General features: G+C 50.8%; 24 protein-coding genes and 4 pseudogenes. 17 read left to right on the top strand and 11 right to left on the bottom strand.

All coding sequences use genetic code 11. The annotated features are described in order from the left end of the window. Nucleotides 1–129: pseudogene (locus tag FHC48_RS23715) on the bottom strand (ISL3 family transposase); the annotation flags it as partial. Between the two features lie 79 nt (nt 130–208). On the opposite strand from FHC48_RS23715, the gene istA reads away from it, so the two are divergent. The 6 genes from istA (at nt 209) to FHC48_RS21940 (ending at nt 4,044) form a co-directional block, all read left to right on the top strand. Then, on the top strand, nt 209–1,708 hold the full coding sequence (gene istA, locus FHC48_RS21965; protein WP_004118622.1) for an IS21 family transposase: 1,500 nt from the start codon (nt 209–211) through the stop codon (nt 1,706–1,708). Next, complete coding sequence (gene istB / locus FHC48_RS21960; RefSeq protein WP_038423655.1) at nt 1,705–2,460, top strand: IS21-like element ISEc10 family helper ATPase IstB; 756 nt, start codon at nt 1,705–1,707, stop codon at nt 2,458–2,460. The genes istA and istB overlap by 4 nt, the downstream gene beginning before the upstream one ends. Nucleotides 2,461–2,645: 185 nt before the next feature. Beyond that, the gene (locus tag FHC48_RS21955) at nt 2,646–2,885 is read left to right on the top strand and encodes a hypothetical protein (RefSeq protein WP_017694266.1); all 240 of its coding nucleotides are present in this window, start codon (nt 2,646–2,648) and stop codon (nt 2,883–2,885) included. Nucleotide 2,886: 1 nt separating this feature from the next. Continuing rightward, a complete protein-coding gene (locus FHC48_RS21950) occupies nt 2,887–3,270 on the top strand; it encodes a S24 family peptidase (RefSeq protein WP_023338071.1) in 384 nt (127 codons plus the stop codon). A gap of 190 nt (nt 3,271–3,460) precedes the next feature. Then, nucleotides 3,461–3,742: a type II toxin-antitoxin system RelE/ParE family toxin gene (locus FHC48_RS21945; protein ID WP_021312774.1), complete on the top strand. Its 282-nt coding sequence runs from the start codon at nt 3,461–3,463 to the stop codon at nt 3,740–3,742. After that, nucleotides 3,742–4,044 (top strand): HigA family addiction module antitoxin, encoded by a 303-nt coding sequence (locus FHC48_RS21940; protein ID WP_001698908.1) that lies wholly within the window; start codon nt 3,742–3,744, stop codon nt 4,042–4,044. Before FHC48_RS21945 ends, FHC48_RS21940 begins: the two co-directional genes overlap by 1 nt. A gap of 636 nt (nt 4,045–4,680) precedes the next feature. Here the strand turns inward: FHC48_RS21940 and FHC48_RS21935 are convergent. Next, nucleotides 4,681–5,649 carry an IS5 family transposase gene (locus FHC48_RS21935; protein ID WP_080940268.1) on the bottom strand — a complete coding sequence of 323 codons (969 nt, stop codon included), beginning with the start codon at nt 5,647–5,649 and terminating at the stop codon, nt 4,681–4,683. A 172-nt stretch (nt 5,650–5,821) separates the two neighbouring features. On the opposite strand from FHC48_RS21935, the gene FHC48_RS21930 reads away from it, so the two are divergent. Continuing rightward, on the top strand, nt 5,822–6,130 hold the full coding sequence (locus tag FHC48_RS21930; RefSeq protein ID WP_233422839.1) for a hypothetical protein: 309 nt from the start codon (nt 5,822–5,824) through the stop codon (nt 6,128–6,130). 27 nt (nt 6,131–6,157) lie between these two features. Here the strand turns inward: FHC48_RS21930 and FHC48_RS21925 are convergent, their stop codons facing one another. Together FHC48_RS21925 and FHC48_RS21920 are read right to left on the bottom strand one after the other, a co-directional pair. Beyond that, nucleotides 6,158–7,231 (bottom strand): terminase, encoded by a 1,074-nt coding sequence (locus tag FHC48_RS21925; RefSeq protein ID WP_227406499.1) that lies wholly within the window; start codon nt 7,229–7,231, stop codon nt 6,158–6,160. Between the two features lie 4 nt (nt 7,232–7,235). Continuing rightward, nucleotides 7,236–7,880, bottom strand: a pseudogene (locus tag FHC48_RS21920) (3'-5' exonuclease); the annotation flags it as partial. Between the two features lie 52 nt (nt 7,881–7,932). On the opposite strand from FHC48_RS21920, the gene FHC48_RS21915 reads away from it, so the two are divergent. Beyond that, nucleotides 7,933–8,630 (top strand): IS1 family transposase gene (locus FHC48_RS21915; protein WP_089569879.1). Its coding sequence is split into 2 segments (ribosomal slippage): nt 7,933–8,191 and nt 8,191–8,630, totalling 699 coding nucleotides; the frame shifts between segments, so codons are not numbered across the junction. Between the two features lie 167 nt (nt 8,631–8,797). Here FHC48_RS21915 and FHC48_RS21910 read toward each other — a convergent pair. The 4 genes from FHC48_RS21910 to FHC48_RS21895 form a co-directional block, all read right to left on the bottom strand. Beyond that, complete coding sequence (locus FHC48_RS21910) at nt 8,798–9,835, bottom strand: fimbrial protein (RefSeq protein ID WP_171854520.1); 1,038 nt, start codon at nt 9,833–9,835, stop codon at nt 8,798–8,800. After that, entirely contained in the window at nt 9,832–12,393 is a 2,562-nt protein-coding gene (locus FHC48_RS21905; RefSeq protein WP_014837265.1) for a fimbria/pilus outer membrane usher protein, read from the bottom strand. The genes FHC48_RS21910 and FHC48_RS21905 overlap by 4 nt, the downstream gene beginning before the upstream one ends. A 75-nt stretch (nt 12,394–12,468) precedes the next feature. Beyond that, nucleotides 12,469–13,197 carry a molecular chaperone gene (locus tag FHC48_RS21900; RefSeq protein ID WP_042933963.1) on the bottom strand — a complete coding sequence of 243 codons (729 nt, stop codon included), beginning with the start codon at nt 13,195–13,197 and terminating at the stop codon, nt 12,469–12,471. A gap of 81 nt (nt 13,198–13,278) precedes the next feature. Beyond that, nucleotides 13,279–13,803, bottom strand: a complete 525-nt coding sequence (locus FHC48_RS21895) for a fimbrial protein (protein ID WP_310572870.1) — start codon at nt 13,801–13,803, stop codon at nt 13,279–13,281. A 91-nt stretch (nt 13,804–13,894) separates the two neighbouring features. Here FHC48_RS21895 and FHC48_RS21890 point away from each other — a divergent pair, with 91 nt between their 5' ends. From FHC48_RS21890 to FHC48_RS21850, 9 genes and pseudogenes are all read left to right on the top strand, one after another. Next, nucleotides 13,895–14,875, top strand: coding sequence for an IS5-like element IS5 family transposase (locus FHC48_RS21890; protein ID WP_220420600.1), 981 nt, complete (start codon nt 13,895–13,897; stop codon nt 14,873–14,875). Nucleotides 14,876–15,377: 502 nt separating this feature from the next. After that, nucleotides 15,378–16,238, top strand: a complete 861-nt coding sequence (gene repA / locus FHC48_RS21885) for a replication protein RepA (RefSeq protein ID WP_001076427.1) — start codon at nt 15,378–15,380, stop codon at nt 16,236–16,238. Between the two features lie 399 nt (nt 16,239–16,637). Further along, complete coding sequence (locus tag FHC48_RS21880; protein ID WP_000817632.1) at nt 16,638–17,843, top strand: AAA family ATPase; 1,206 nt, start codon at nt 16,638–16,640, stop codon at nt 17,841–17,843. After that, complete coding sequence (locus FHC48_RS21875; protein ID WP_023338075.1) at nt 17,840–18,805, top strand: ParB family protein; 966 nt, start codon at nt 17,840–17,842, stop codon at nt 18,803–18,805. Before FHC48_RS21880 ends, FHC48_RS21875 begins: the two co-directional genes overlap by 4 nt. 264 nt (nt 18,806–19,069) lie before the next feature. Next, a pseudogene (locus FHC48_RS21870) lies at nt 19,070–20,776 on the top strand (hypothetical protein). A 60-nt stretch (nt 20,777–20,836) separates the two neighbouring features. Next, nucleotides 20,837–22,426, top strand: a complete 1,590-nt coding sequence (locus tag FHC48_RS21865) for a hypothetical protein (RefSeq protein WP_023338078.1) — start codon at nt 20,837–20,839, stop codon at nt 22,424–22,426. A 9-nt stretch (nt 22,427–22,435) separates the two neighbouring features. Further along, nucleotides 22,436–23,251 carry a hypothetical protein gene (locus FHC48_RS21860; RefSeq protein ID WP_045358007.1) on the top strand — a complete coding sequence of 272 codons (816 nt, stop codon included), beginning with the start codon at nt 22,436–22,438 and terminating at the stop codon, nt 23,249–23,251. A gap of 197 nt (nt 23,252–23,448) precedes the next feature. After that, the gene (locus FHC48_RS21855) at nt 23,449–23,868 is read left to right on the top strand and encodes a hypothetical protein (protein WP_306173224.1); all 420 of its coding nucleotides are present in this window, start codon (nt 23,449–23,451) and stop codon (nt 23,866–23,868) included. An 11-nt stretch (nt 23,869–23,879) separates the two neighbouring features. Beyond that, nucleotides 23,880–24,389, top strand: coding sequence for a hypothetical protein (locus tag FHC48_RS21850; RefSeq protein ID WP_023338081.1), 510 nt, complete (start codon nt 23,880–23,882; stop codon nt 24,387–24,389). A gap of 116 nt (nt 24,390–24,505) precedes the next feature. Here the strand turns inward: FHC48_RS21850 and hokD are convergent, their stop codons facing one another. From hokD to FHC48_RS21835, 3 genes and pseudogenes are all read right to left on the bottom strand, one after another. Further along, a complete protein-coding gene (hokD, locus tag FHC48_RS21845) occupies nt 24,506–24,661 on the bottom strand; it encodes a type I toxin-antitoxin system toxin HokD (RefSeq protein WP_001352007.1) in 156 nt (51 codons plus the stop codon). A gap of 304 nt (nt 24,662–24,965) precedes the next feature. Further along, nucleotides 24,966–25,742, bottom strand: a pseudogene (locus FHC48_RS21840) (RNA-guided endonuclease InsQ/TnpB family protein); the annotation flags it as partial. A 14-nt stretch (nt 25,743–25,756) separates the two neighbouring features. Then, nucleotides 25,757–25,922: IS1 family transposase (locus FHC48_RS21835; RefSeq protein WP_001509190.1), on the bottom strand; the 166-nt coding region annotated here is incomplete at its 5' end.

Raw genomic sequence — 25,922 nt, 5'->3', positions numbered from 1 at the left:
GGCTAGCCGGGTGTTTTCAGCGATCTCAATAGTGACAGTAACAGAACCGGCATTTTCATCGAGAGAAAGGGACTTTACCTGCCACGGATCGGACAGGTTGAGAATATGAGCGTAGTATGAGACGACAATAACTCAGTCCGCCTGGTGCTGATTATTCTGGCCGGTTTTGTAATCTGAATGTCATGTACATGCTCCAACAGGAAATGGCGTGACGCTCAATACTTCTCAGGTCAGTTACTACATGACTCAACGTAAAAAAGGGGCAACCCAGCATATCTCGGCCATGAAGGCCGGTATCTCTGTCCGATCTGGTCGCCGGATCGAGAAAGATCAGTGGTCGAAAGCCGGTGAACGCCACTGGCGAACGCGTAAAGATCCACTTGAAGCTGTGTGGGACAGCGAGCTTGTCCCTTTACTGAAAGAAAGGCCTGCTCTGATGCCAACCACGTTGCTGGAAATGCTACAGGATAAATATCCTGGTCAGTACCCCAACAACCTCCGCAGGACAATGCAGCGGCGGGTCCGTGAATGGAAGTTGCAATATGGTGCGGAGCAGGAGGTCATGTTCCGCCAGCGGCATCAACCCGGGTTGCGTGGTCTGTCTGACTTTACTGAGCTGAAAGGCGTAGTTGTCACCATCGCCGGTAAGTTGTTGGCGCATAAGCTGTATCACTTCCGCCTTGAGTGGAGCCACTGGAGCTGGATGCGGGTTGTGCTGGGTGGGGAGAGCTTCTCTGCCCTGGCTGAAGGGTTGCAGGAGGCGCTCGGTCAGTTAGGCGGCGTGCCGTCAGAGCACAAAACTGACAGCCTGCGGGCCGCGTGGAAACACCGGGGTGAAGACGGTCAACGGGAACTGACAGAGCGTTATGCCGAGCTCTGCCGGCACTACGGTATGCAGGGCGTGCACAATAATGCCGGACGGGGCCATGAAAACGGTTCGGTGGAGAGCGCTCACGGGCATCTGAAACGGCGGATCCGCCAGGCGCTGATACTACGCGGTAGCAACGACTTCAGTACGCTTGAAGAATACCAGGCCTTCATCACTCAGCAGGTCATGCGGCATAACCGCAATAATCAGGATCTGGTTAAAGAAGAGCAGCCTCATCTGAAGCCGCTGCCGCTTCGTCGCAGCGCCGACTATGACGAACTGACGGTGAGGGTCAGTAGCAGCAGTACCATCAACGTCAGGCACGTCATCTACAGCGTCCCTTCCCGGCTGGTTGGCCAGCTTCTGCGGGTCCGGTTATGGGATGACCGTCTGAGTTGTTACGTTGGCAGTAACGAAGTCATGAACTGTCCCCGGGTCAGACCCGAAAAAGGCAAGACGCGGGCACGGCGAATCGACTTCCGGCATGTGATCGACAGCCTGGCAAAAAAGCCCGGGGCGTTCTGCCATGCGACACTGAGAAACGACATCCTGCCGGATGATGAATGGCGAAAACTATGGCGCCGTCTGTGCAACCACCTGGAGCCCGAAATGGCTGGCAGACTGATGGTACACGCACTGAAACTGGCTGCGGGGTATGACGATATCTCGGTCGTGGCACGCGGGATGGAGCAGATGCTGAATACCCCAGGCGAACTGGATCTGAACCGGTTGATGCGGTTCCTGGGAATAAAGGAAAAAGAGCTACCGCCCGTCAGTGTCGTTCAGCATAACCTGAGCAGTTATGAGCAGTTGCTGCGTGGAAAAGGAGGTCTGCAGTGAGCAATATCCATCACCTGGAACGCAGCCTGCGAAAACTGCGCCTGACACGCGTTGGCGCGGAATGGCATGCGCTGGAAAAACGTGCGCTGGCAGAGGGGTGGACCCCGTCACGCTATCTGCTGACGCTGTGTAATGAAGAACTGCTGTGGCGTGAAAGCGAAAAGCTGCGCCGCTATAAAAAGGAAGCCCGGTTGCCGGTCGCGAAAACCCTGGGTGAATATGACTTCGCCCAGGTGCCGGAGCTGAATGCAGCTCAGTTCCGGCAGCTCTGCGAAACGACAGACTGGGTTGATGCAGGTGAAAACGTCCTGCTGTTCGGCGCCAGCGGGCTGGGGAAAAGCCATCTGGCGGCAGCGATCGTGGATGGCGTTGTAGGTCAGGGCTACCGGGCCCGGTTCTACAGCGCGGGAGAGCTGTTGCAGGAACTGCGTAAAGCCAGAGCTCAGCTGAAACTGAATGAGCTGTTACTGAAACTGGATCGCTATCGGGTGATAGTGGTGGATGACCTCGGTTATGTCAAACGCGACAACGCGGAAACCGGTGTGCTGTTCGAGTTAATCGCTCATCGCTATGAACGAGGGAGTCTGGTGATCACCAGTAACCATCCGTTCAGCACATGGGGCAGCATCTTCGTGGATGAGACGATGGCAGTAGCGGCGGCCGACAGGCTGATCCACCACGGATATATGTTCGAACTGAAGGGAGAAAGCTACAGGAAAAAGACGGCAAAGGCAGTAACCAGCGCGACTTAACGTCGCACTAAAGGATGCGGCCAGAATAGTTGGCGCCAGTCGGCAAAACTAGTTGACGTCTAATAGCGTAGAGGGACTTTTCGTCCATGGCGGTGACCTCTGGCGATTAAATACACCATTATCATGCCTTCAGCCACCACATCAAGGGAAGACCCATGTATATACAGTATAAAGAGGTAAATCTGATGCCACGACGCTATGAAATTGACGCTGCCTGGCGTGCGGCCATCACCCGCGAACAGGATGGCCGTCAGACCGTCACGACCGCAGCCTTTGTCCGGGAGCTTCACAAGTTCAACTGGCACTGGACGCCCCGCCAGGCTAACCAGTGGATAGAAACGTATGTGACGGTGTTCCGGGACGTCTCGCCCAATGAGGGAGAAAACCGGACGTTCCAGCTGTTTAATCCGAACGGAGGGCGCTGATATGGGGTTTCCGTCACCGGCAATGGATTACCAGGAAAGCCGCCTCTCGCTGGATAGCTACTGTAAAACCGGGCGTCCGGGCGTGTTCCTATTTCGTAGCGACTGCACCTCGTTCCGGGAGGGCATCAGGCCGGGTTCGCTGCTGATCGTGGATTTCGGCGCGCGGCCGGTTGACGGCACCCTGGTGCTCTGCGTGCTGGAAGATGAATTCAGGATCATGCGACTGCGTCTCCATCCGGCAAGATGTCTACAGGAGCTGGACAGGCCGGAGAACGTCCGCGCCCTGCCGGATAATGAGGATGAAGGTATCGAGATCAGGGGCGTGGTGACGCACATCGTTACCGATGCCAGAACGGGGGAGTTCGAGGATTTCCCTGTAATTTAGCAATACAATACAACGCAATTAACCGTACACATAAGGTACTCTTTATGTACTATTAATGTACATTTTAAGTGCGCATATTATTGTTTTTCGCCTTGCGCCTTCCCTTGAAACACAATTTATTTGCAGAAAAGTGTTTCGCCAAGAGAAACGCGTGGTATAATGTTTCCCGTTGAGAAACAGGGAATCAATAATGATAAAAAGTTTCAAGCACAAAGGGTTACAAAAGCTCTTTGAGAACGACGATCCGAGCGGAGTACAGGCAAAGGATGTGGAGAGAATAAAACTTCGCCTCCTGATGTTAGACGAAGCGACGACAACAGAAGATTTCCGCGCCTATCCGGGATTTAAATTTCACCCCCTGAAAGGCGATAAGAAGAATCTTTATGCGATCACCGTTCGGGCGAACTGGCGAATCACCTTTGAGTTTACAGATGGTGATGCCTACATACTGAATCTGGAGGACTACCACTAATGACGATGCTCAACCCACCACACCCAGGGGGATTGATTACCGAATACCTGGAGGATAACGAAATCAGCTTACGAGCCCTTGCCCGTAACCTCGATGTTTCCCCTTCTGCGCTGAGTAAAGTCTCGGCAGGTAAAGCGGCAATCAGTCCTGAAATGGCTCTTAAACTTGAGGCAGGTTTAGGAATCGCAGCTCGACTCTGGCTGGCAATGCAGGCGACCTATGACCTTAGCCGCGCCCGCAAGGAGATCGACCTCTCCCATGTGGTGCCTGTTACAGTCAAAAGTGACTTTGCCGTACATTGATACCGAATAAAAAAAGCCGCATAAGCGGCTTTTTTATTAGGTGGTTCTACACTTAGAACAGGTGCGGAGTGACCAGTAGCGCCAGCAAGATTAGGCACAGAACGATGGTCAGCACCTGAGTTATACGCGGCGCTTTTATGAAAGCAGTCAGCACTTCAGCCATAGACTTAATCCATATTGCAGGTTGCAAGAACTACCGGCTCACGTTGACGTAGAATCACCCCAGGGGTAACATTACTTCGCTATAGTAACGACAACGTGAACTTCGGTACATGTTTCGGGCAGCAGCAGCGACTGCGAATCGCTGACTGAGGCGAAAAAGAGAACCCTTCGGGGTTCTTTTTTTTGCCTTATCATCCCTCTGACAGCGTTTTAGAGCATCCGGAACGGAGAATCTGCGAAACCCTCCTTCCCTTCATCCCTACAACACCTACAGCAAAGCGATCATATCACAACTCAAAATCTACGGAGTAAGGTGGAGATGTAAAAGATGCGTATGAAATCAGCATTTAGTTTAGCTCTCTATCTTCACCCGGTCGGAACAGAGAGGATCTGCCCCATACGTCCTTACCCTAAAACGGGCTTTGTTGAATAAATCAGATTTCGGGTAAGTCTCCCCCGTAGCGGGTTGTGTTTTCAGGCAATACGCACGCTTTCAGGCATACCTGCTTTCGTCATTTTGTTCAGCGCTCGTACCAGGGCCATAGCCTCCGCAACCTGACCATCGTAGTCACGCAGCGTCAGTGAACCCCCGAACAGCTGTTTTACCCGGTACATCGCCGTTTCCGCTATCGAGCGACGGTTGTAATCTGTTGTCCATTTCCACCGCGCATTACTCCCGGTCATTCGCTGATTAGCCACTGCACGGTTACGGTCTGCATATTCACCGGGCCAGTAACCCGCACCTTTTCGGGGAGGGATAAGCGCGCTGATTTTCTTACGCCGCAGTTCATCGTGACAGAGCCGGGTGTCGTAAGCGCCGTCTGCCGATGCTGCCCTGATTTTTCTGTGAGTCTGCCGGATAAGCCCCGGGAAGGCTTCTGAGTCCGTCACATTGTTCAGCGACAGGTCTGCACAGATGATTTCATGTGTGTTGCTGTCAACTGCCAGATGTAACTTTCGCCATATACGACGGCGTTCCTGGCCATGTTTTTTGACTTTCCATTCGCCTTCACCAAAGACCTTCAGCCCGGTGGAATCAATCACCAGATGCGCGATTTCACCCCGGGTGAACGTTTTGAAACTGACATTAACCGACTTTGCGCGCCTGCTGACACTGGTGTAATCCGGGCAGCGCAACGGAACATTCATCAGTGTAAAAATGGAATCAATAAAACCCTGTGCAGCCCGCAGGGTCAGCCTGAACACGCGTTTAATGACCAGAACGGTGGTGATGGCGAGATCAGAATAGCGCTGAGGTCTTCCCCGTGATGAAGGCGTTGTCGACTCATACCAGTCCTGAATAGCTTCATCATCCAGCCAGAAAGTTATGGAGCCACGGTTGATGAGGGCTTGATTGTAGGTGGGCCAGTTGGTGATTTTGAACTTTTGCTTTGCCACGGAACGGTCTGCGTTGTCGGGAAGATGCGTGATCTGATCCTTCAACTCAGCAAAAGTTCGATTTATTCAACAAAGCCGTGGCCAAATTCAGTAAACCACTTCAGGTGAACGCCGTAGTATTACCGTTTATTCCGGTGTGAAGCCTATCCCTTGTGGCCCGCTGGGCGATTTTAGTCTGTATCGTGTGAACGACATCACCAGGAATCAGCCAAGCTATGTGGCTCAGGCCTATATTCTGCGTAGCATTGAGTCCAGAAACCTGAGTTTTAACAACAAAAGCCAGGCGCTTCTGAACTCTACGTCTCCTGAGATCCGCCAAATCATTGAAAGAAAGGTGAACGCGGCGAGAGAGGCGCTTATCCGCCTGGACAAAATGGACATGGAGTTGATTGATGTCATGATGTCATCAGGCGATGATCTGACTGGCATCCGGCTGACTGATGCGCGCAAGAAATATGGCAAAGAGATTGAAGAACGATACGGATACACCTTCAACCAAACACTGTCTGCAACGAAGCTGCGTTAATCCACCAGCCCCGCTTCTGCGGGGCTTTTAAATATCCAGTTCCGGCATTTCGACATCCGCCAGCACTTTATCGCGCAAGGCCAGCATTTCAGCCGTAGCCTCTTCATTTGCAGGGGTGTAATCCACCAGCCAGGCAAAACAGTAGGTATCCCAACGGTCTGGGGAAGGAATATTCAGTTTTTGCCGCATGACTTTCTTTTCTGTCATTTTAAGCGTGCCGTCTTCCTTCAACTCATAAGGAATACGTGATGCTTGCGTGGCAGTCTTCTCGCTGGAATCAAGCCGCATCCGACCGCTCATAATCGCATCCCTTGCAGAAAAGTTGGCGAAGGTACGCTGATTTGCATAACGTTTTTTGTCCTCTTTCGAGAACATTGGGGATCCCCACCGTATACGGACAGGGCTTGCACCACGGCGTACCAACTGATCTGCCGTTGCCGCGCCGATACCGTCTGAGTCAACAGCAATGGTGATATTGGGGTAACGTTCCTGAGTGCATTCGTTATAGATAAAGTCGGCAAACATCAGCGGATCCATTGTGCCCGGCATTTCCAGAATCTTAAACGGAACAACGCGGCGTTTTTCACGCTTCCCTGATACTTTCATGATATTCAGGACAGACTTATCGCGACCATTACCAACGTCAGCGGTAGCCACCCAGCCCCAGTCTTTTTCCAGCAACACCTTGCGCCGTGCGGCGCGATCACATTCGTCACGACCAAGCAAGTAACCGTTAATTTCTCGCGGGAATTGCCCCAGCACCTTAACCATGTACTCAAGGGAATCCCGGCCACCGTATTCAATCAGTTTTTCCTTGATAAATTTAGGCTCAACAAACGGCGACTCTTCCGAATTCAGAATGATCGATGTCCAGGTGCCATTCGGATTATGTTCGCTTTTCGCATTTTTATGGTGTGAATCATAAAAATAACCACTCGGACGCGTCGGCTGTGACATCATGAGCATACGGTTATCCTTCTCCGTCAATGCCCCGGTTAAGATGTTTATCGCTTTGTCAGAGATACCTGATGCTTCATCAAGTATCAGGAATATTTGTTTTATAGACCAGGAGCGTTTCGGCTCCTGGTCTGTTTCGGACATGTTCTCAGTCAACCACTAATAGCGGACTAGGGACACCAGATGATGAAACAAACAGCCCTTTTACGGCACGGGTTGCAGCCACATGCAGTAACGCGCGCTCATTAAATAACGCATCGCGCTGTTCAACAGGATCATCAGAGGATATTGCTTTTACTTCCGGCACCACACCTTCGTTGATCCCCACCAGGAACACATACTGGAACTCAAGCCCTTTAATACGGTGCATCGTTGCCACCCGAACACCTGGGCGTGCATCGCTGTCACCGCTATCATTGCCTAAATTAAATGTCTCAATTCCGGCGTCATTCAGTGCTGATGCGTAGCGGTCACAAGCATGTTTAGTACGCGCAGTAATGCAGATATCCTGAGAATGAACCTGATTCGCCAGCAATGCCTGAATTTGCTTGACGAGCGTTGCAGCCTCTTCTTTGAAATCTGCCGCATGCGTAATCATGGGCTTTTCCCCGTGCAGTAATGACAAATAATCATTACTGGTATCCGCTTCGCCATCGAGGTTATCAACCTTCACACCAGTTAATAGCCCAACAGCAAATTGACGCGTCTCTTCTGTGGTCCGATAGTTAATCTTCAATTTTTTACTGCGACGACCACGGACGTTAATACCACATTGACCAAGAACGACCTTATTGGGTCATGACGCCAACTTAGTGCTGCTGTATACTTCGCCTTTTGGATAAGTGATGGCAAAGATTGATGTGGTTTGTCCCCGTTGCTCTGAAACTCAAGGGGTTATCCGTAATGGTCACTCAACGTCAGGTGCTCAGCTCTATCGCTGCAAGCTCTGCCTGAAAACCTTCCAGCTCAGCTTTCAGTACAACGCCGCTAAACCCGATACCCATCAATCCATTATTGATATGGCAATGAATGGGGCCGGGTGTCGTGACACTGCACGAGTCCTTGATATCAGCCTCAATACTGTCCTCCGCCATCTAAAAAACTGGCGCCGAAACAGGTAGCGCAACACATTGAGCCCGGAGCAGAAGTTGTCATCTGTTGTGAAGCTGATGAGCAGTGGTCATTCGTACGTTGTAAGGGCAATCCACGCTGGCTCTTTTATGCCTATGACCGCATCCGAAAGCGGGTTCTTGCTCACGTCTTTGGCCCCCGAAATGCGGTGACGTTACAGCGGCTTCTGGCACTGCTGAGCAAATTTAATATTGCCTTCTACATGACCGATGCGTGGCCGGTATACCGGACGTTGCTGGACTCAGCCAGCCATGTAGTCAGCAAGAAATATACCCAGCGAATAGAGCGTCATAACCTGAATCTGCGGACTCACCTTAAGCGCCTTACCCGAAGGACAATCTGCTTTTCAAAATCAGAAGAAATGCACGATAAGGTCATCGGATGGTATCTGACAATCAACCATTACCACTAAATCAGCGTCACGACCTAACGCGGAATAGGCAGGCGGCATCAGCGCCTGTTTCCTGCCCCGATGTGACAGGCGAGATAATCTCTTTCTGATTTTTTTAGATTATTCATGGGATTCCGTAACAAAAAAGCCAATGGGTAACTCCATTGGCTTTTTCGTCTGAACGCGGCTTAGTTGTACTCGATGGTAAAGGTGGCGGTCGATTTTATATTGCCGCCTTTAATTGTCGAGCCAGTGCGATAGTAACGCGCCTTCAGCGGCAACGTTAGCGTATTGGACTGGTTAGGAATGGTACGTCCGGCATTGACCGCATCACCATTCTTGATCGGCTGGGTCGTATTGCCAGTCAACAGCTGGATGGCAACGCCGGATGCGGTGTTGGCACCAGGTTCGGATTTGATCACGCCAGGAGCATTGGAAGCATCCTGCGTATAGTCAAAACGTACATTGACGATCCCTTGCCCCGCATTGCCCGGCAACAGATCCTCGCCAATGCCACCAACGCAATTAATATTGATATCAAATGCCTTTTCGCCCTGCGTTGAACCTACACCACCAAATGAGGCTGCGGTGACGGTATCCAGATTAACCACCTTGTTCTTGGAACCGCTGTCCACGTTACAAGTCGATGTAACGATTGTCAGACTGTTGGCGTCGACGATCGATTCCAGCATCGGTAAGTTCCGTCCAGAGCCATCCATATAATAAGTCGTGTACTTTCCAGAGACCAGTTGCCCAGAACCGGTTTGTGCGGCGGTTTTAACAATGTCGATCTTGAAATAACCACCGTTCAGGTTGACAGCAATGTTGCCGTTCAACCGCAAGGTATGGGGATAATAGGTACTTATACTCCCCGCTTCTCGGTATAAACGAATCCCGATACCTGGAATATTGGTACTCCACACATTGCTGAAGCTCGTCGGGCTGCCCTGGAGGATCTCCCCAATCGCGTTGCCGCCATTAGTACAACTGCCATACCCAGAGACCGGGTTAATCGTGAACTGAGCGGTGACCAAAGTATCCCCAACCTGGCTGCTTGGTGTAACCAGCACACGCCCAAGATTCATGTTGATCACTTGCGCCTTGTAGCCATTATTGACGTAACAGGCGGCATAAGCACTCTGACCACCTGCCATTAGCAGTCCGAGCAGCATCAGGCATTTCGCTGCCGTTTTATTCAGCGATGGAACACATGTATACTTTATCATTTGCAACTCGCTTCAATAATTTCGTAGTCAGTATTATTAATTTGCGCCTTAGCGCTGTAGCTGACAGAGCACTGCTGCGTTGGCTGTGTGCCCCACTTAATTTGCAACAAACCTTTCTGAGCTTCGGTACGCAAGTAGATACGGCTGCCCTGCCCAACAATGCCGACCACCTGATTACGGGTATCCAGCACTTCGGCGCCAAACGGCAACGCGTTGCCATCAGGGCCGAGTGCATGAATGATCAACGCCTGGCCTTTCGTTGTCTTGAATTCCAACCGGGCAATCGCACCGGCATAGGGTGCAACCTGTTGGCTGCTGCTTTCCAATTCAACGTCGCGCGACATGCCGCTCGGATCGAGCGTTACGCTCGTCATGCGATATGGCGCAACATAAGGAACCACTGCATAACCGTTATCATCGATACGAACGCCTGACGAGTTGGTCACAATCGCGCCGGCGGCGTCCGGGGCTTCCACCAACACCATGGTCTGCCCGCGTTGCGGTGTCAGTGTGACACCACCGCTATGGGCAACGACGCTACCCGATACGCCGATCGAAGATTGACGGTAATCTTTACCATAGCTGTAGGACCCGTTCATCGTGGCAAAACGACTACGGTATTCACCGCTCACACTACTGTTAGTCCCGCCGGAACGATCGTTGGCCAACGTGGCACTATAGCTGATGTTGTTGTCTTCGCCGGTTGAACCATTCAGGCCCACACGACTGCTGTCGTAGCCGTTGTCGGTATAGCCTAGTGAACTATTCAGGCTCAGGGTCTGCGAACCGACGCTGAATGGAACCGACAATGTCAGGTAATAACGAGTCTCATCTCGGTTATACATATCCGTGGTACGCATAGCGGAAAGGCCATAGGTCACACGACTGTAATAGTTGTTATAGCCCACCTGGTATTGCTTGGTGCTCCCACCACGGTTCCAGTAATCACGCACCGAACCGGTGATGTACAAGGAACCGTAATTGTCCCCCAGCCCTTGGTTCAGCGTCAGCTGGTATTCGCTACGCTGGCGGTTAACCGCATCTACGCTCAATCCCTTGCGTTCATTGTCTCGGGAGTAGACGGCATCCTGCAAAGATAGGTAGCCGGAAGTTGAATAGCGATAAGCGGCGATAGTGAAGTTGGTATTAGTTTCGGCCATCAGTTTGCTATAGCTGAGCTTATAACTCTGTCCTGTCTGATCACCTTGCTTCAGTCGGGTATTAGACTGCGTTACGTCGAACGCAAATGCGCCGATCGGTGTCGCAACCGCGCTGCCCACCAGCACTGCGCCATAGCCATCACTGACGATCCCACCTGTGTATCCCGTAATAATGTTGGTAAAACCGCGCTGATAAGTCGCCTGGAACATATCGGGTTCCTTGCTTAAATTATCATCGCGTACTCGACCCGCGGTTATTGCATAACGCTGAATGCCTGGACGAAGCATCTGCGCTACCGAAGCATAGGGAACACTGAACTGGCGTTTGCTGCCATCGGCCTCATTTATGGTAACATTCAGATCGCCGCCGTAACCCGTAGGATAGAGATCGTTGATGATAAACTCGCCCGGAGCAACGGTAGTTTGATAGATTAGCTGGTTATTCTGGCGTATTTCCACCAGAGCATTGCTTTGCGCGACCCCACGCACAACCGGCGCATACCCGTTCAAGGAATCAGGCAGCATGCGATCATCCGTGGCGATCTGAACACCGCGAAAACCTATGGAGTTGAAGAAATCACCGCTGGTGTAACTGTCACCCAATGTCAGCATGCCGCGGATAGACGGCATTGCCCGCTGCGCGTAAGTCGCGGTATTTTGCCAATGAGTGCTGTCGTTAGAACGCCAGTTCACGTTGGAGTCATGACGCAGTTGCCAACCAGCCACGTTCAGCCCGGCGTTCAAAGTTAAGTATGCATTAGTTGAATCAGAATTGCTGCCGTTGGCGGAGCTGTGAGTATTGAACGCATTGAAGTTATACAACAAGCTGCCGGCGGTAATGCCACGATCCCAGAAGCGCGGATCTACATAGCCGCGAGCGCTGCGCCGCAGCGCCGCTTGGGGGATACTGATATCCATGCGCAGTGTACTGGTGTCCAAACGGTAATAGGCTTCAGGCACCCACTGAGCCAGAGTTTTGCACGTCTCGGTATTAACCGCAGGGTCCCCGCTCATTGTCGCGGTGTCTACACCAAACTCATCCAACGACAGTAGGGTAAAGCAGGTATCAGCGCTGTTTTTTCCCGGCACGTTTTTAAAGTCGATGTTTTTTTTGCCTTTCCACTCGCCGTTCACATACACGTCGAGCGAATATTTTCCCGCTAAGATCGGGTTACCATCACGGAAGCGTGAAAGATCCACACCTTGCGCTTCCCCAACCAGGAAGCTACTGTTAAAGGTCGCTTCAACCGGTGCCGTAGGCTTTTTGCTATCAGCCCCTCCATTCGCCCAAGACGCTGCAGGGGCCGCCATACAGAGCGCGCTGCCGCTTAACAGTAGAATCGATTTATAATTGGGCCACGCCATTTTAATCGCTGCAGAGATAGGTAACTCTTTCATATAAAGCATTCCTTTACCAAATTAAGCCCGCTCTCTGAAATAAATTGTTCTGGGCCTGAAACTCTGTTCCAAGAATTACTTTTGCTTATTCTTAGTACGGGACACGCGTCCGCCAAAATCATTAATGGTGGTGTAAGCAATATCAGCAATACGCGTGATGTCACCGGAGAAGGACAATGTTTTTTCCTGCCCAGGTGCCAGCATGTCACCGTTCGGGGCCAATGGCACACGTTTTTGATTTACGACTGCATTAATCTCGGTAAATGACACATAGTACGGCGTTGGGTTTTTCACGCTGACGCCCGCAGTGCTGAAACGCCACTGCAGTTTTTCGGGTGCATCATTCGCTTCCCCCGGCAGACCAGTAGGCCGATATAACAGTTTTACGCGGGAACGGAATGCCACCTGTAAATAGTTTTCAGGTGCACTATTGTTAGCCCCGGTTGGTGCTGGCGGGATCTCCAGTACGTTCAACCAGAACAAGGATTCTTTGTCTTGCGGCAAACTCGCCGTGGTCAATGAAACACGCAGCGCTTGGCCGGTAGTCGGTTCAACACGGCTGATTGGCGGTGAAATGATAAATGGCGCTTTGCTGTTTTCTGGTGTGGTTTTTGCGTCGCCTTCATCAATCCAAGACTGAATAAGTGCCGGTGAAGCACCATTATTTGATAATTGGACGGTAACTTCCCGTTGCTTCCCCGGATAAATAATACGAGTACCGTTAATAATGACACTGGAAAAAACGCTGCTGCTGAACAACATGGCGCTCAGCAATAGGCTGTATTTTTTAAATGAGTTCTTCATTATATTATCGCTACAGTAAGGGAAAACGGTGGGGACATAACATCCCCACCGGGATAAGAATATTTCTTAAAGAAATATTACTTACTGATAAATAATGGTGTACTGGACGGTAGAAGTTACATCACCGGCGCCGGCAGCGCTGGTAGCGTAATATTCAGCGTAGTAGTTCAGGTCAGCAGAGTCACCTTCGTTAGCAACGGTAACCCACTGGGAGTTCTCCTGCGCGCCATTAGTACCAGCAGCAAGGATTGGCAGGAATTGGTTGTTGCTGCCCAGCAACTGAATCTGTACGTTAGTTGCAGCGTCAGTCTGCGCTTGGTTATTCAGACGGCCAGTATTGAAATCAACAGTAGCGCCCGGCTCGAAATAAGTAGCCACATTGCCTTTAGAGCAGTGGCTCAGATTGATCGCGAACGGAGTACGGCCAGCAGTTGCGCTCTGAGCTGCCAGAGTAGAGGCAGAAACAGTTGGCAGAGTTACGGTGAAATCTTTACCGCCTGGGGTGGATATAGTACAAGTTTGGTCAGTCACTCTACCATTGAAAGTAATAGTCCCGTCAGTAGCTTGAGCTGAGAAAGAAGAAATTGCAGCAGTGCTTACAGCCAATGCCAATACAGCAGACAGTTTAGGGAAGGTGCGAACAAGTCCCTGATATGAGATCATGTTTATCATCTGGAGCCATGGAACAGAGTTCATCATGAGTCATCAACTTACCTTCGCCGACAGTGAATTCAGCAGTAAGCGCCGTCAGACCAGAAAAGAGATTTTCCTCTCCCGCATGGAGCAGATTCTGCCATGGCAAAACATGGTGGAAGTCATCGAGCCGTTTTACCCCAAGGCTGGTAATGGCCGGCGACCTTATCCGCTGGAAACCATGCTACGCATTCACTGCATGCAGCATTGGTACAACCTGAGCGATGGCGCGATGGAAGATGCTCTGTACGAAATCGCCTCCATGCGTCTGTTTGCCCGGTTATCCCTGGATAGCGCCTTGCCTGACCGCACCACCATCATGAATTTCCGCCACCTGCTGGAGCAGCATCAACTGGCCCGCCAATTGTTCAAGACCATCAATCGCTGGCTGGCCGAAGCAGGCGTCATGATGACTCAAGGCACCTTGGTCGATGCCACCATCATTGAGGCACCCAGCTCGACCAAGAACAAAGAGCAGCAACGCGATCCGGAGATGCATCAGACCAAGAAAGGCAATCAGTGGCACTTTGGCATGAAGGCCCACATTGGTGTCGATGCCAAGAGTGGCCTGACCCACAGCCTGGTCACCACCGCGGCCAACGAGCATGACCTCAATCAGCTGGGTAATCTGCTGCATGGAGAGGAGCAATTTGTCTCAGCCGATGCCGGCTACCAAGGGGCGCCACAGCGCGAGGAGCTGGCCAAGGTGGATGTGGACTGGCTGATCGCCGAGCGTCCCGGCAAGGTAAAAACCTTGAAGCAGCATCCGCGCAAGAACAAAACGGCCATCAACATCGAATACATGAAAGCCAGCATCCGTGCCAGGGTGGAGCACCCATTTCGCATCATCAAGCGACAGTTCGGCTTCGTGAAAGCCAGATACAAGGGGTTGCTGAAAAACGATAACCAACTGGCGATGTTATTCACGCTGGCCAACCTGTTTCGGGCGGACCAAATGATACGTCAGTGGGAGAGATCTCACTAAAAACTGGGGATAACGCCTTAAATGGCGAAGAAACGGTCTAAATAGGCTGATTCAAGGCATTTACGGGAGAAAAAATCGGCTCAAACATGAAGAAATGAAATGACTGAGTCAGCCGAGAAGAATTTCCCCGCTTATTCGCACCTTCCCTATGAACATGGTCTTCTCATCGAAAGCGTAGAATAATACGACTCCCTTCCAACCGGCTACGTTGGCCGGTTTTTTCACTTATCCACATTATCCACTGGATAGATCCAATAATCAGGTCCATACAGATCCCAATTAGATCCATATAGATCCCTGATCGTCGTAGGCCGCGTCCCGTCTGGCTTAGAAGCCTTTCGCGATGTGTGCTGGAGGGAAAACGATGTGCGCTGGAGGGAAAAAAATGTGTGCTGACGGGTTGCTAATGTGTGCTGGCGGGATATAGGATGTGTGCTGACGGGAAAGCCAGGGTAGTTATCATCACTGATAAAAACTATCCACATAATTCGGAAAAAGCAATATGAATCAATCTTTTATATCCGATATTCTTTACGCAGACATTGAAAGTAAGGCAAAAGAACTAACAGTTAATTCAAACAACACTGTGCAGCCTGTAGCGTTGATGCGTTTGGGGGTATTCGTGCCGAAGCCATCAAAGAGCAAAGGAGAAAGTAAAGAGATTGATGCCACCAAAGCGTTTTCCCAGCTGGAGATAGCTAAAGCCGAGGGTTACGATGATATTAAAATCACCGGTCCTCGACTCGATATGGATACTGATTTCAAAACGTGGATCGGTGTCATCTACGCGTTCAGCAAATACGGCTTGTCCTCAAACACCATCCAGTTATCGTTTCAGGAATTCGCTAAAGCCTGTGGTTTCCCCTCAAAACGTCTGGATGCGAAACTGCGTTTAACCATTCATGAATCACTTGGACGCTTGCGTAACAAGGGTATCGCTTTTAAGCGCGGAAAAGATGCTAAAGGCGGCTATCAGACTGGTCTGCTGAAGGTCGGGCGTTTTGATGCTGACCTTGATCTGATAGAACTGGAGGCTGATTCGAAGCTGTGGGAGCTGTTCCAGCTTGATTATCGCGTTCTGTTGCAACACCACGCCTTGCGTGCCCTTCCGAAGAAAGAAGCTGCACAAGCCATTTACACTTTCATCGAAAGCCTTCCGCAGAACCCGTTGCCGCTATCGTTCGCGCGAATCCGTGAGCGCCTGGCTTTGCAGTCAGCTGTTGGCGAGCAAAACCGTATCATTAAGAAAGCGATAGAACAGCTTAAAACAATCGGCTATCTCGACTGTTCAATTGAGAAGAAAGGCCGGGAAAGTTTTGTAATCGTCCATTCTCGCAATCCAAAGCTGAAACTTCCCGAATAAGTGTGTGCTGGAGGGCAGCTGCATTTGAAAAATGTGCGCTGCCGGGAATGCCTGCCCATTTTCCTGTTTTTGGTGTGCGCTGGAGGGTTGCGCCACGCAGTTTGCCCAGACATTCCCTCCAGCACACATCTAACCATCCAAGTTTCCCTCCAGCGCACATCTAATCTTCTATCTTTCCCTCCAGCACACATATTTGATACCAGCGATCCCTCCACAGCACATAATTCAATGCGACTTCCCTCTATCGCACATTCTGGTCCTGCATCATCCCTCCAGCACACATCTAATAACCTCATCGCCATTTCTTTACGTGCAATAATTGGCGCACGAATCAAAAAAAGTTGCACGTAGCAGAATCAAACGTACAATTCACTCATACTAAATGATAAGGAGATGATGATGAAACGCGATTACGGCGGTGTCGGCACCATAGCTCTTCGTGCAAGCGCATTACTTAAGGCCATGAGTCAGGATATTGAAGATCAGCGTAAAGAGTTCAATCAGACCGAGTATTATCAGACGTTCACTCGTAACGCTGTGGCAAAGTTGCCGAAGCTGAGCCGCCGCATTGTGGAGCAGGCCATCAAAGAGATGGAAGATGATGGGTACCAGTTCAACAAGAAACAGGTCGGTAACGTTGAACAGTACGCGCTGACCATCCAGAACGTCATTGATATCTATGCCCACCGTAAGATCCCCAAATATCGCGACATTCACAAATCGCCTTACGTTATTTTTGTCGTAAACCTGAAGGGTGGCGTATCCAAAACGGTTTCCACAGTAACGTTGGCGCACGCTCTGCGTGTGCATCAGGATTTACTGCGTCACGATCTGCGCATTCTGGTAATTGACCTTGACCCTCAGGCATCCAGCACAATGTTCCTCGACCATACTCACAGTATTGGTTCCATCCTGGAAACCGCCGCGCAGGCGATGCTGAACGACCTGGACGCGGAGACGCTACGCAAAGAGGTGATTCGTCCGACCATCGTTCCTGGCGTAGACGTGATTCCAGCCTCTATCGACGATGGCTTTGTTGCCAGCCAATGGAAAGAGCTGGTTGAAGAGCATCTTCCCGGACAAAATCAGTACGAAATCCTTCGACGCAATATCATTGATCGTGTTGCGGATGATTATGACTTTATCTTTATTGATACCGGTCCACACCTGGATCCGTTCCTGCTCAACGGTCTGGCGGCCAGCGATTTGCTGCTTACCCCTACCCCACCAGCCCAGGTTGACTTCCACTCAACACTGAAATATCTCACCCGTCTGCCAGAAATGCTGGAGCAACTGGAGGAGGAAGGCGTAGAACCGCGTTTGAGCGCCAGCATTGGTTTTATGTCGAAGATGACCGGCAAGCGCGATCACGAGACATCACACAGCCTTGCGCGTGAGGTTTACGCCAGCAACATTCTGGACTCTTCTCTGCCTCGTCTGGATGGCTTTGAGCGATGCGGCGAGTCTTTCGACACCGTAATCAGTGCCAACCCGCAATCGTATCCAGGCAGTGCAGAGGCGCTGAAGAAGGCACGAACCGAGGCCGAGCGTTTCACTAAGGCTGTGTTTGATCGAATTGAGTTTGTTAGGGGTGAGGCGGCATGAAAAAAATAGTTTCCCGTGGACGAGTGCTGGGCAAGAATAGCTCCGAGTTTGCTCGCATGCTTGAAGGCAGTGAAGGCACCAAAACCTTTACCCTAAAATCTGGTCGCCAGGCTAAATTTTTGCTTACCGTTGTGCTGAGTGGTGAGATTGAGTCGCGCACGTTCGTTGACCCGGCAGTTAACGGCCGCGATCAGTCTCTGCTCACCCCTGAGTCGGTAAGCGATATTTCCCGCACCATTAAATTGCAACAGTTCTTCCCGGCTATCGGTCGTATGGTTGGGGAGCGCATTGAGGTATTGGACGGATCACGTCGCCGCGCTGCGTGTATCTTCAATGAAACGAAATTTGAGATTCTGGTGACGAAAGATGAGATCAGCCTGGCGGATGCCCGCCAGCTGGCCATTGATATCCAGACAGCCCGCGAACACACTCTGCGCGAGCTGGGTAAACGCTTCGAGGTTATGTACGGCAAGAATATGACCAAAGAAGAGATCGCCCGAGCTGAGAACATCTCAAAGGCTAAAGTGACGCGAGCTTTCCAGGCTGCGGCGGTGCCGGATGAGATGATTGCTGTCTTCCCTGTTGCCAGCGATCTCGCCCTGCCTGATTACCAGTTGCTGCTCCAGATCTCCGAAGATGCTAACGCCAAAAACGTACCGATTGGAGATCTGGTTGATACGGTGCGCGAGCGAATTGCAGAGACTGAGGGCGCGAAAGAGGATAAAGCGAAGATACTGGCTATCTTCAAAGCGGAAAGCAAAAGCCTGAAGCCCGCGCCGGTTAAATCTGTGGTGGTTGAGAAGCTGCGAGACTTCTCTGACCGTCGCCAATATGCTCGAAAGAAGTCCGATCCGAAAAAACGGGTTGTCGCCTACGAGTTCTCCAGACTCCCGTCTGAAGTGCAAACTGAAATTGACGAAGCAATAAAAAAAATCATTGGGAAAATGTCTGCTGGGGAATAATCCCGCTGGTGGGAGGTGGTGTTAGCCCCTCCCCTTCCTAAAATGTCCCGCACCGATTTCATTGCTAACCTTGTGATTTGCATGTGTTTTTTAGGGGGGTTTCAGACTGAAATTCCCACAATTTAACGCCTGCATTCACCGTCCACTTCCCCGCACAAAAAATTTAAAAAATTACTTTTCGCGAGAAAGTCAACAAGTGACTTTCAATAAAATCTCTTCCGAAAAGGGATTCACACAAGTGCCTTGTGTTTAAGGAAGAGTAACTTGAGTAACTTACGCGAATACCAGAATCGTATTGCAGATATCGCAAAACGCTCTAAAGCCGTTCTTGGCTGGGCAAGTACAGCACAGTTCGGTACTGATAACCAATTCATCAAAGATGATGCCGCGCGTGCCGCATCTATCCTTGAAGCTGCACGTAAAGACCCAATTTTTGCGGGTATCTCTGATAATGCCACCGCTCAAATTGCTACCGCGTGGGCAAGTGCACTGGCTGACTACGCCGCAGCACATAAATCTATGCCGCGTCCGGAAATTCTGGCCTCCTGCCACCAGACGCTGGAAAACTGCCTGATTGAGTCCACCCGCAATAGCATGGATGCCACTAATAAAGCGATGCTGGAATCCGTCGCAGCAGAGATGATGAGCGTTTCTGACGGTGTTATGCGTCTGCCTTTATTCCTCGCGATGATCCTGCCTGTTCAGTTGGGGGCAGCTACCGCTGATGCGTGTACCTTCATTCCGGTTACGCGTGACCAGTCCGACATCTATGAAGTCTTTAACGTGGCAGGTTCCTCTTTTGGTTCTTATGCTGCTGGTGATGTTCTGGACATGCAATCCGTCGGTGTGTACAGCCAGTTACGCCGCCGCTATGTGCTGGTGGCAAGCTCCGATGGCACCAGCAAAACCGCAACCTTCAAGATGGAAGACTTCGAAGGCCAGAATGTACCAATCCGAAAAGGTCGCACTAACATCTACGTTAACCGTATTAAGTCTGTTGTTGATAACGGTTCCGGCAGCCTACTTCACTCGTTTACTAATGCTGCTGGTGAGCAAATCACTGTTACCTGCTCTCTGAACTACAACATTGGTCAGATTGCCCTGTCGTTCTCCAAAGCGCCGGATAAAGGCACTGAGATCGCAATTGAGACGGAAATCAATATTGAAGCCGCTCCTGAGCTGATCCCGCTGATCAACCACGAAATGAAGAAATACACCCTGTTCCCAAGTCAGTTCGTTATCGCGGCTGAGCACACGGTATAGGCGGCGTATGAAGCACAGCGTGAATTTGGTCTGGACCTGGGTTCCCTACAGTTCCGCACCCTGAAGGAATACCTGTCTCATGAACAGGATATGCTGCGTCTTCGCATCATGATCTGGCGCACTCTTGCGACCGACACCTTTGACATCGCTCTGCCGGTTAACCAGTCCTTTGATGTATGGGCAACCATCATTCGTGGAAAATTCCAGACTGTATATCGCGACATTATTGAGCGCGTTAAATCTTCTGGTGCGATGGGGATGTTTGCTGGTGCTGATGCAGCATCTTTCTTCAAACAGTTGCCGAAGGATTTCTTCCAGCCAGCCGAAGACTATATCCAGACTCCGTATGTTCACTACATCGGTACCCTGTTCGGTAACGTAAAAGTGTACGAAGTACCTGCTGGTATTTGTAAGAACTTAACGACAGAGAACATTCAGTTCAGCTCGATGGATGTGCTGTGCTACGTCCGTGATGAAAATCCGGGTAAAGCAGGCTTCGTGACTGGTGATGCTGTCCCGGCTATCCCGTTCCAGCATCCGACCACTCCGGCGCTGGTCAACCGTACCACACTGTGGGGTTCGGCTATCAACGATATGCACCCACGCAACGGCGCTGATTACTTCACTCGTGTAACGCTGACAATGGCCAAAAAAGGCGGGCTTAACTTTATAAGCGGCGACACGATTGATGCCGGTGACTCTGAGTAATCAGGGGAAGTTCTCCGTTTAACATAGCGCCCCCGTGCGGGGCGCATAACAGGGAAAGTTATGTCTCAATATTCAATTCAACAGTCATTAGGTAATGCATCCGGCGTCGCGGTTAGCCCGATCAATGCCGATGCGACGTTATCTACCGGTGTTGCATTAAATAGCAGCTTGTGGGCTGGTATTGGCGTATTTGCGCGTGGCAAGCCGTTTACTGTTCTTGCGGTTACTGAGTCCAATTACGAAGATGTTCTCGGCGAACCGCTGAAGCCGTCTTCCGGCTCACAGTTCGAACCAATTCGCCATGTGTACGAAGCTATTCAGCAAACGTCTGGTTATGTTGTCCGTGCTGTTCCGGATGATGCGAAGTTCCCGATTATTATGTTCGATGAATCAGGCGAACCGGCTTACACTGCGTTGCCATATGGTTCTGAAATTGAACTTGATAGCGGCGAAGCCTTTGCTATCTACGTTGATGATGGTGATCCGTGTATTTCACCTACCCGTGAGTTAACCATCGAAACGGCAACAGCGGACAGCGCGGGTAATGAACGCTTCCTCTTAAAACTAACCCAGACGACTTCGCTCGGTGTGGTAACGACCCTGGAGACACACACTGTGTCTTTGGTGGAAGAAGCGAAAGATGACATGGGCCGCTTGTGTTATCTGCCTACGGCTCTGGAAGCCCGTTCTAAATATCTGCGCGCGGTTGTTAATGAAGATCTGATTTCTACAGCGAAAGTAACAAACAAAAAATCGTTGGCGTTCACTGGTGGTACCAACGGTGATCAGTCGAAAATCTCAACCGCTGCGTACCTGCGTGCGGTGAAAGTGCTGAACAATGCGCCGTACATGTACACCGCTGTTCTTGGCTTGGGCTGCTATGACAATGCGGCTATCACCGCATTAGGTAAAATCTGTGCAGATCGCCTGATTGATGGCTTCTTTGATGTCAAACCGACATTGACGTACACGGAAGCGATCTCTGCTGTTGAAGATACCGGTTTACTTGGTACCGATTATGTAAGCTGTGCTGTCTATCACTTCCCGTTCTCCTGCAAAGACAAATGGACCCAATCCCGTGTGGTCTTCGGTCTGTCTGGCGCGGCGTATGCGGCGAAAGCTCGTGGCGTCAAGAAAAACTCTGATGTCGGCGGTTGGCATTACTCACCGGCTGGTGAAGAACGTGCCGTCATTGCTCGTGCGTCAATTCAACCGCTGTATCCGGAAGATACCCCGGACGAAGAAGCAATGGTCAAGGGCCGTCTCAATAAAGTATCTGTTGGCACCTCTGGCCAGATGATCATCGACGATGCTTTAACTTGCTGCACGCAGGATAACTATCTGCACTTCCAGCACGTCCCATCCCTGATGAATGCAATCAGCCGTTTCTTTGTCCAGTTAGCCCGACAGATGAAGCATAGCCCGGACGGTATTACTGCGGCTGGCCTGACTAAAGGGATGACCAAACTTTTAGATCGCTTTGTCGCCTCCGGCGCTCTGGTGGCTCCTCGTGATCCTGATGCTGACGGTACAGAACCGTATGTGCTGAAAGTTACGCAGGCGGAATTCGATAAATGGGAAGTAGTCTGGGCCTGCTGCCCGACTGGCGTAGCCCGTCGTATCCATGGCGTACCGCTGCTTATTAAGTAAGGGAATACAATGAGCAAAAACTTTTTTCAATCCGGGGCATTTTTGGGGAATGGACTGTCCCGTTCCGCTTTGAACGCTGATCCGGTGCAGTTGATGGAATCTGCCCGTGTAAGTGCCCAACCGCCAACCGAACCGGTGATTAATAATAATCCGGAACCGGCGGCACAGATTAACGAGAACGTTCAATCTGACCCGGCACCTGAGCAAATCCTGGAAGGAAAAGAAGGTAAAGAATGGACCGTCGAACAGGCGCACAAGATGATTCTGGAAGCTGCAAATCGAAGTGCTATGCAGAATGCGTTGAGTAATGCGGCCGATGCCGTTTTCGCCTGGGCTGATAGCGGTGATCTGACTTTCGACTCCCTTGATGGTTTCGTTCAGGCTATCGCTGGTATCTCTGACGACGACGATACCGAAGTTACAGAAGAACAGGACGATGCCTATAACGAAGCATGGGCAAATGTTGCTGACTTCCTCGCAGCATGCGGTGTAGATGATGACCTGATCGAAGCATTGACCGACGATGAAGACGACGACGCAGCTGCTGATGTTGGTTCCGCTATCGCTGGTTTGGATAGCGACGACCGCGACGAACTGGAAGCGGCGTTTGTTGTTGCTGGCACTTCTGATGAAATGCTGACTGAAGCATTTAAGAAGGTTGTTCGTAACGGTGAGATCAAGCTCATCCGTAAACGTCTGCGTAAAAAACGTCTGACTGCGGCTCAAAAATCGGCGCTGAAAAAAGCGCGTCGTAAAGCCCAGACCGGCGCGGCAAAACTGGCCCGCAAAAAGTCAATGAAACTGCGCCGTAAGCGCCTCGGCTAAAGGAGGAGGCCGGAGAACTCCGGCCTTTAACTTGAATGGCACCTATACCTTTTGGGGTTTACAGCCAGGCTGACGGTGTATCGCCATTTCTGAAAGTTACTTTAACGAACTCTCAGTACCAGGTTACCGGATATATCAGCCAGGGGGCGGCAATGAATCTGGCCCAGAATTGGGAAGCGCCGTTTACCGGTATGTCTATGGGTTCTGTTGCTGGTGCCTTCAGTGGTTTTGCGCAGGTTGGTACTGAAACAACGTCAGTTGCCCGTTGGAACAGCTTAATGGTTTGGGAAGGGGGGACACCGCCGACTTTCACGCTGCCAGTAACTTTCATTGCTTTGTTTAACCCATATACGGAAGTTTCAGGTGCTATCGCCGCGTTGTCAGCAATGATTAGCCCGGAACTTAAAGACGCTAGTATTGGTGGTCGAATCCCGGAGCGTGTGACGCTAAACATTGGTCGCCGGATCAACATCATTGATGTCGCTATCCAGGACCTTAGTTTCGATCTCGATGCCCCCAGGGATAGTAATGGGCATTTCCTGAAAAACACCGTCAACCTCCAGTTGACCGGTTCTTCGATATATAACAGCTCCGATATTGTTCGGGCGTTCCAGTAAAAGGATTTTATATGGGGCACAATAACACTAAGGGAAACCGTAAATTTATTAAGGGCCGCTATACTGCCAACGCGGCCAAAGGCGAACGACTGGTATCTTCTGAATTCCAGCTCACTTTTGCAGGCCATGAAGATATCAGCGTACCGGTTCGCACATCGCAAATTCCTGAAATGACCCGCGAGGATGTGGAGGACTATGGTCCGAATGGTGTGAAGTTCAACCAGCACGGTCCAATTCGAAACTCTGGGGAAATCCAGGTCCAGTGCGTGGAGACTATCGAAGGCGATATTCTTCAGTTCATTAAGGATCGCATTGCAGAGAAAGACTATGTTGATATCACGATGGCTGCTACCCCTGAATCCAAATCTTCCGGGGTTAACGCTGTGACAAAAGCTGCTACAACAATTGAAATGTTGGACTGCAAAATCTACAGTGATGCAATCGACTTTAGTACCGAAGATGTGACTGCTGCTGTGCGCCCGTCACTTCGTATCGTCTACAACTGGATTGATTGGGATTAAGAGTCATCCCTTGTATTTTAAAGCTCCTTCGGGAGCTTTTTTATTTGGAGAGGAAAGGGTGCATTGAGGATACCTGACACACGAAGAGTGGCGGGGATCTCTCCCCGCCAGGTCTCTTACCTTTCAGATTCGTAGGCTGTGAAGACAGTGACCTCCGTCTGGCCGGTTCGGATTCGTACCTCGCAGAGGTCTTTCCTCGTTACCAGTGCCGTCACTATGACGGTTAAACAGATGACGATCAGAGCGATTAATATCGCTTTTTGCTGCTTCATAGCCTGCTTCTCCTTGACCTTTTGGTCGGTAAGAGGCTAATCTACGTATGCTAAGCATAGATATTGCCTCAGATTAATGTTAAGCGTCTTGCAGGACGCGTAATGTTATCTGGGGCTTTCTTCTATCTGCTTGTCGGGTAATGCCTGAAGCAGATAGCCTCAAGCACCCGCAGCGATTGTATCAATGTCTGGCTTTTTTTCTATAGAAATCACCTGGAAGGGTGAATATCCACACCAGAAGAAATGTTGCAGCAAACATGATCCGTGACTGCCCCCCGCCCTGTCGGGCGAGGCTTCCCACTTCTTAAGCCGCAACCGTCTGTGTGACGGATTTACGCTGGCCTCCATGGGCAGAAACGACGAGCCCCGCCGCTTGTAATTCCAGTATGCCCTTGCGTTTGATGTTGAGCGCCGCATTGATATCGCGGTCATGTTCAACTCCACACTCTGGACACTGCCAGATGCGCTTATGTAATGGCATCTCCGACATTTTGTGACCGCAGCAGTGGCAGGTTTTCGAACTGGCGAACCATTGATCCAGTTTCACCAGATGCACACCTTTCTCTGTTGCTTTGTATTCCAGTTTTGTGATGAATCCAGACCATCCAGCATCGCCTATCGCACGAGCCAGATGGTGATTTTTCATCATATTTGCCGTTTTCAATGTCTCGACAATTACCGCTTGGTTTTCGTCAACAATTGCGCGAGATAACTTGTGCTGGAAATCGGCACGGGCACTGGCTACCCGTTCGTGAACGGCTGCAAGTTGTATTCTGGCTTTGCGCCTGTTTGCGCTCCCTTTTTTCTTACGGGACAGTGCTTTCTGCTTCCGGCGCAGGTTGCGACTTGCATTGATTAGGTGGCGGGGACTGGCAATTTTATTGCCGTCCGATTTGATGACAAAATGCGCCAGCCCCATATCCAGCCCTGTCACATTTGATATCAATGCGGGCTTTGCCGGCGCTTCCATCCCATCGTCACAGAGTAACGACGCGTAGTATTTCCCGGTTGCGCTGCGGCTCAACGTGATACTTTTCAGCATTCCCGTAATTTCACGATGTAAACGCGCTTCAATCGGCAGGTAATGACTCCAACTTATTGATAGTGTTTTATGTTCAGATAATGCCCGATGACTTTGTCATGCAGCTCCACCGATTTTGAGAACGACAGCGACTTCCGTCCCAGCCGTGCCAGGTGCTGCCTCAGATTCAGGTTATGCCGCTCAATTCGCTGCGTATATCGCTTGCTGATTACGTGCAGC

This window comes from Enterobacter sp. EC_50 (assembly GCF_019584525.1).
GTDB lineage: Bacteria > Pseudomonadota > Gammaproteobacteria > Enterobacterales > Enterobacteriaceae > Enterobacter > Enterobacter roggenkampii.
Note: the sequence above shows the minus strand (reverse complement) of the source record. Positions and strands in the feature narration are given on the sequence as shown.

What these genes read in the sequence shown, in the direction of transcription:
- FHC48_RS21955 (WP_017694266.1), top strand. Translation starts at nt 2,646, where the DNA reads ATGCCACGACGCTATGAAATTGACGCTGCCTGGCGTGCGGCCATCACC.
- FHC48_RS21950 (WP_023338071.1), top strand. Translation starts at nt 2,887, where the DNA reads ATGGGGTTTCCGTCACCGGCAATGGATTACCAGGAAAGCCGCCTCTCG.
- FHC48_RS21945 (WP_021312774.1), top strand. Translation starts at nt 3,461, where the DNA reads ATGATAAAAAGTTTCAAGCACAAAGGGTTACAAAAGCTCTTTGAGAAC.
- FHC48_RS21940 (WP_001698908.1), top strand. Translation starts at nt 3,742, where the DNA reads ATGACGATGCTCAACCCACCACACCCAGGGGGATTGATTACCGAATAC.
- FHC48_RS21925 (WP_227406499.1), bottom strand. Translation starts at nt 7,231, where the DNA reads ATGTCCGAAACAGACCAGGAGCCGAAACGCTCCTGGTCTATAAAACAA.
- FHC48_RS21910 (WP_171854520.1), bottom strand. Translation starts at nt 9,835, where the DNA reads ATGATAAAGTATACATGTGTTCCATCGCTGAATAAAACGGCAGCGAAA.
- FHC48_RS21905 (WP_014837265.1), bottom strand. Translation starts at nt 12,393, where the DNA reads ATGAAAGAGTTACCTATCTCTGCAGCGATTAAAATGGCGTGGCCCAAT.
- FHC48_RS21900 (WP_042933963.1), bottom strand. Translation starts at nt 13,197, where the DNA reads ATGAAGAACTCATTTAAAAAATACAGCCTATTGCTGAGCGCCATGTTG.
- FHC48_RS21890 (WP_220420600.1), top strand. Translation starts at nt 13,895, where the DNA reads ATGAGTCATCAACTTACCTTCGCCGACAGTGAATTCAGCAGTAAGCGC.
- repA (WP_001076427.1), top strand. Translation starts at nt 15,378, where the DNA reads ATGAATCAATCTTTTATATCCGATATTCTTTACGCAGACATTGAAAGT.
- FHC48_RS21880 (WP_000817632.1), top strand. Translation starts at nt 16,638, where the DNA reads ATGAAACGCGATTACGGCGGTGTCGGCACCATAGCTCTTCGTGCAAGC.
- FHC48_RS21875 (WP_023338075.1), top strand. Translation starts at nt 17,840, where the DNA reads ATGAAAAAAATAGTTTCCCGTGGACGAGTGCTGGGCAAGAATAGCTCC.
- FHC48_RS21865 (WP_023338078.1), top strand. Translation starts at nt 20,837, where the DNA reads ATGTCTCAATATTCAATTCAACAGTCATTAGGTAATGCATCCGGCGTC.
- FHC48_RS21860 (WP_045358007.1), top strand. Translation starts at nt 22,436, where the DNA reads ATGAGCAAAAACTTTTTTCAATCCGGGGCATTTTTGGGGAATGGACTG.
- FHC48_RS21855 (WP_306173224.1), top strand. Translation starts at nt 23,449, where the DNA reads ATGGGTTCTGTTGCTGGTGCCTTCAGTGGTTTTGCGCAGGTTGGTACT.
- FHC48_RS21850 (WP_023338081.1), top strand. Translation starts at nt 23,880, where the DNA reads ATGGGGCACAATAACACTAAGGGAAACCGTAAATTTATTAAGGGCCGC.
- hokD (WP_001352007.1), bottom strand. Translation starts at nt 24,661, where the DNA reads ATGAAGCAGCAAAAAGCGATATTAATCGCTCTGATCGTCATCTGTTTA.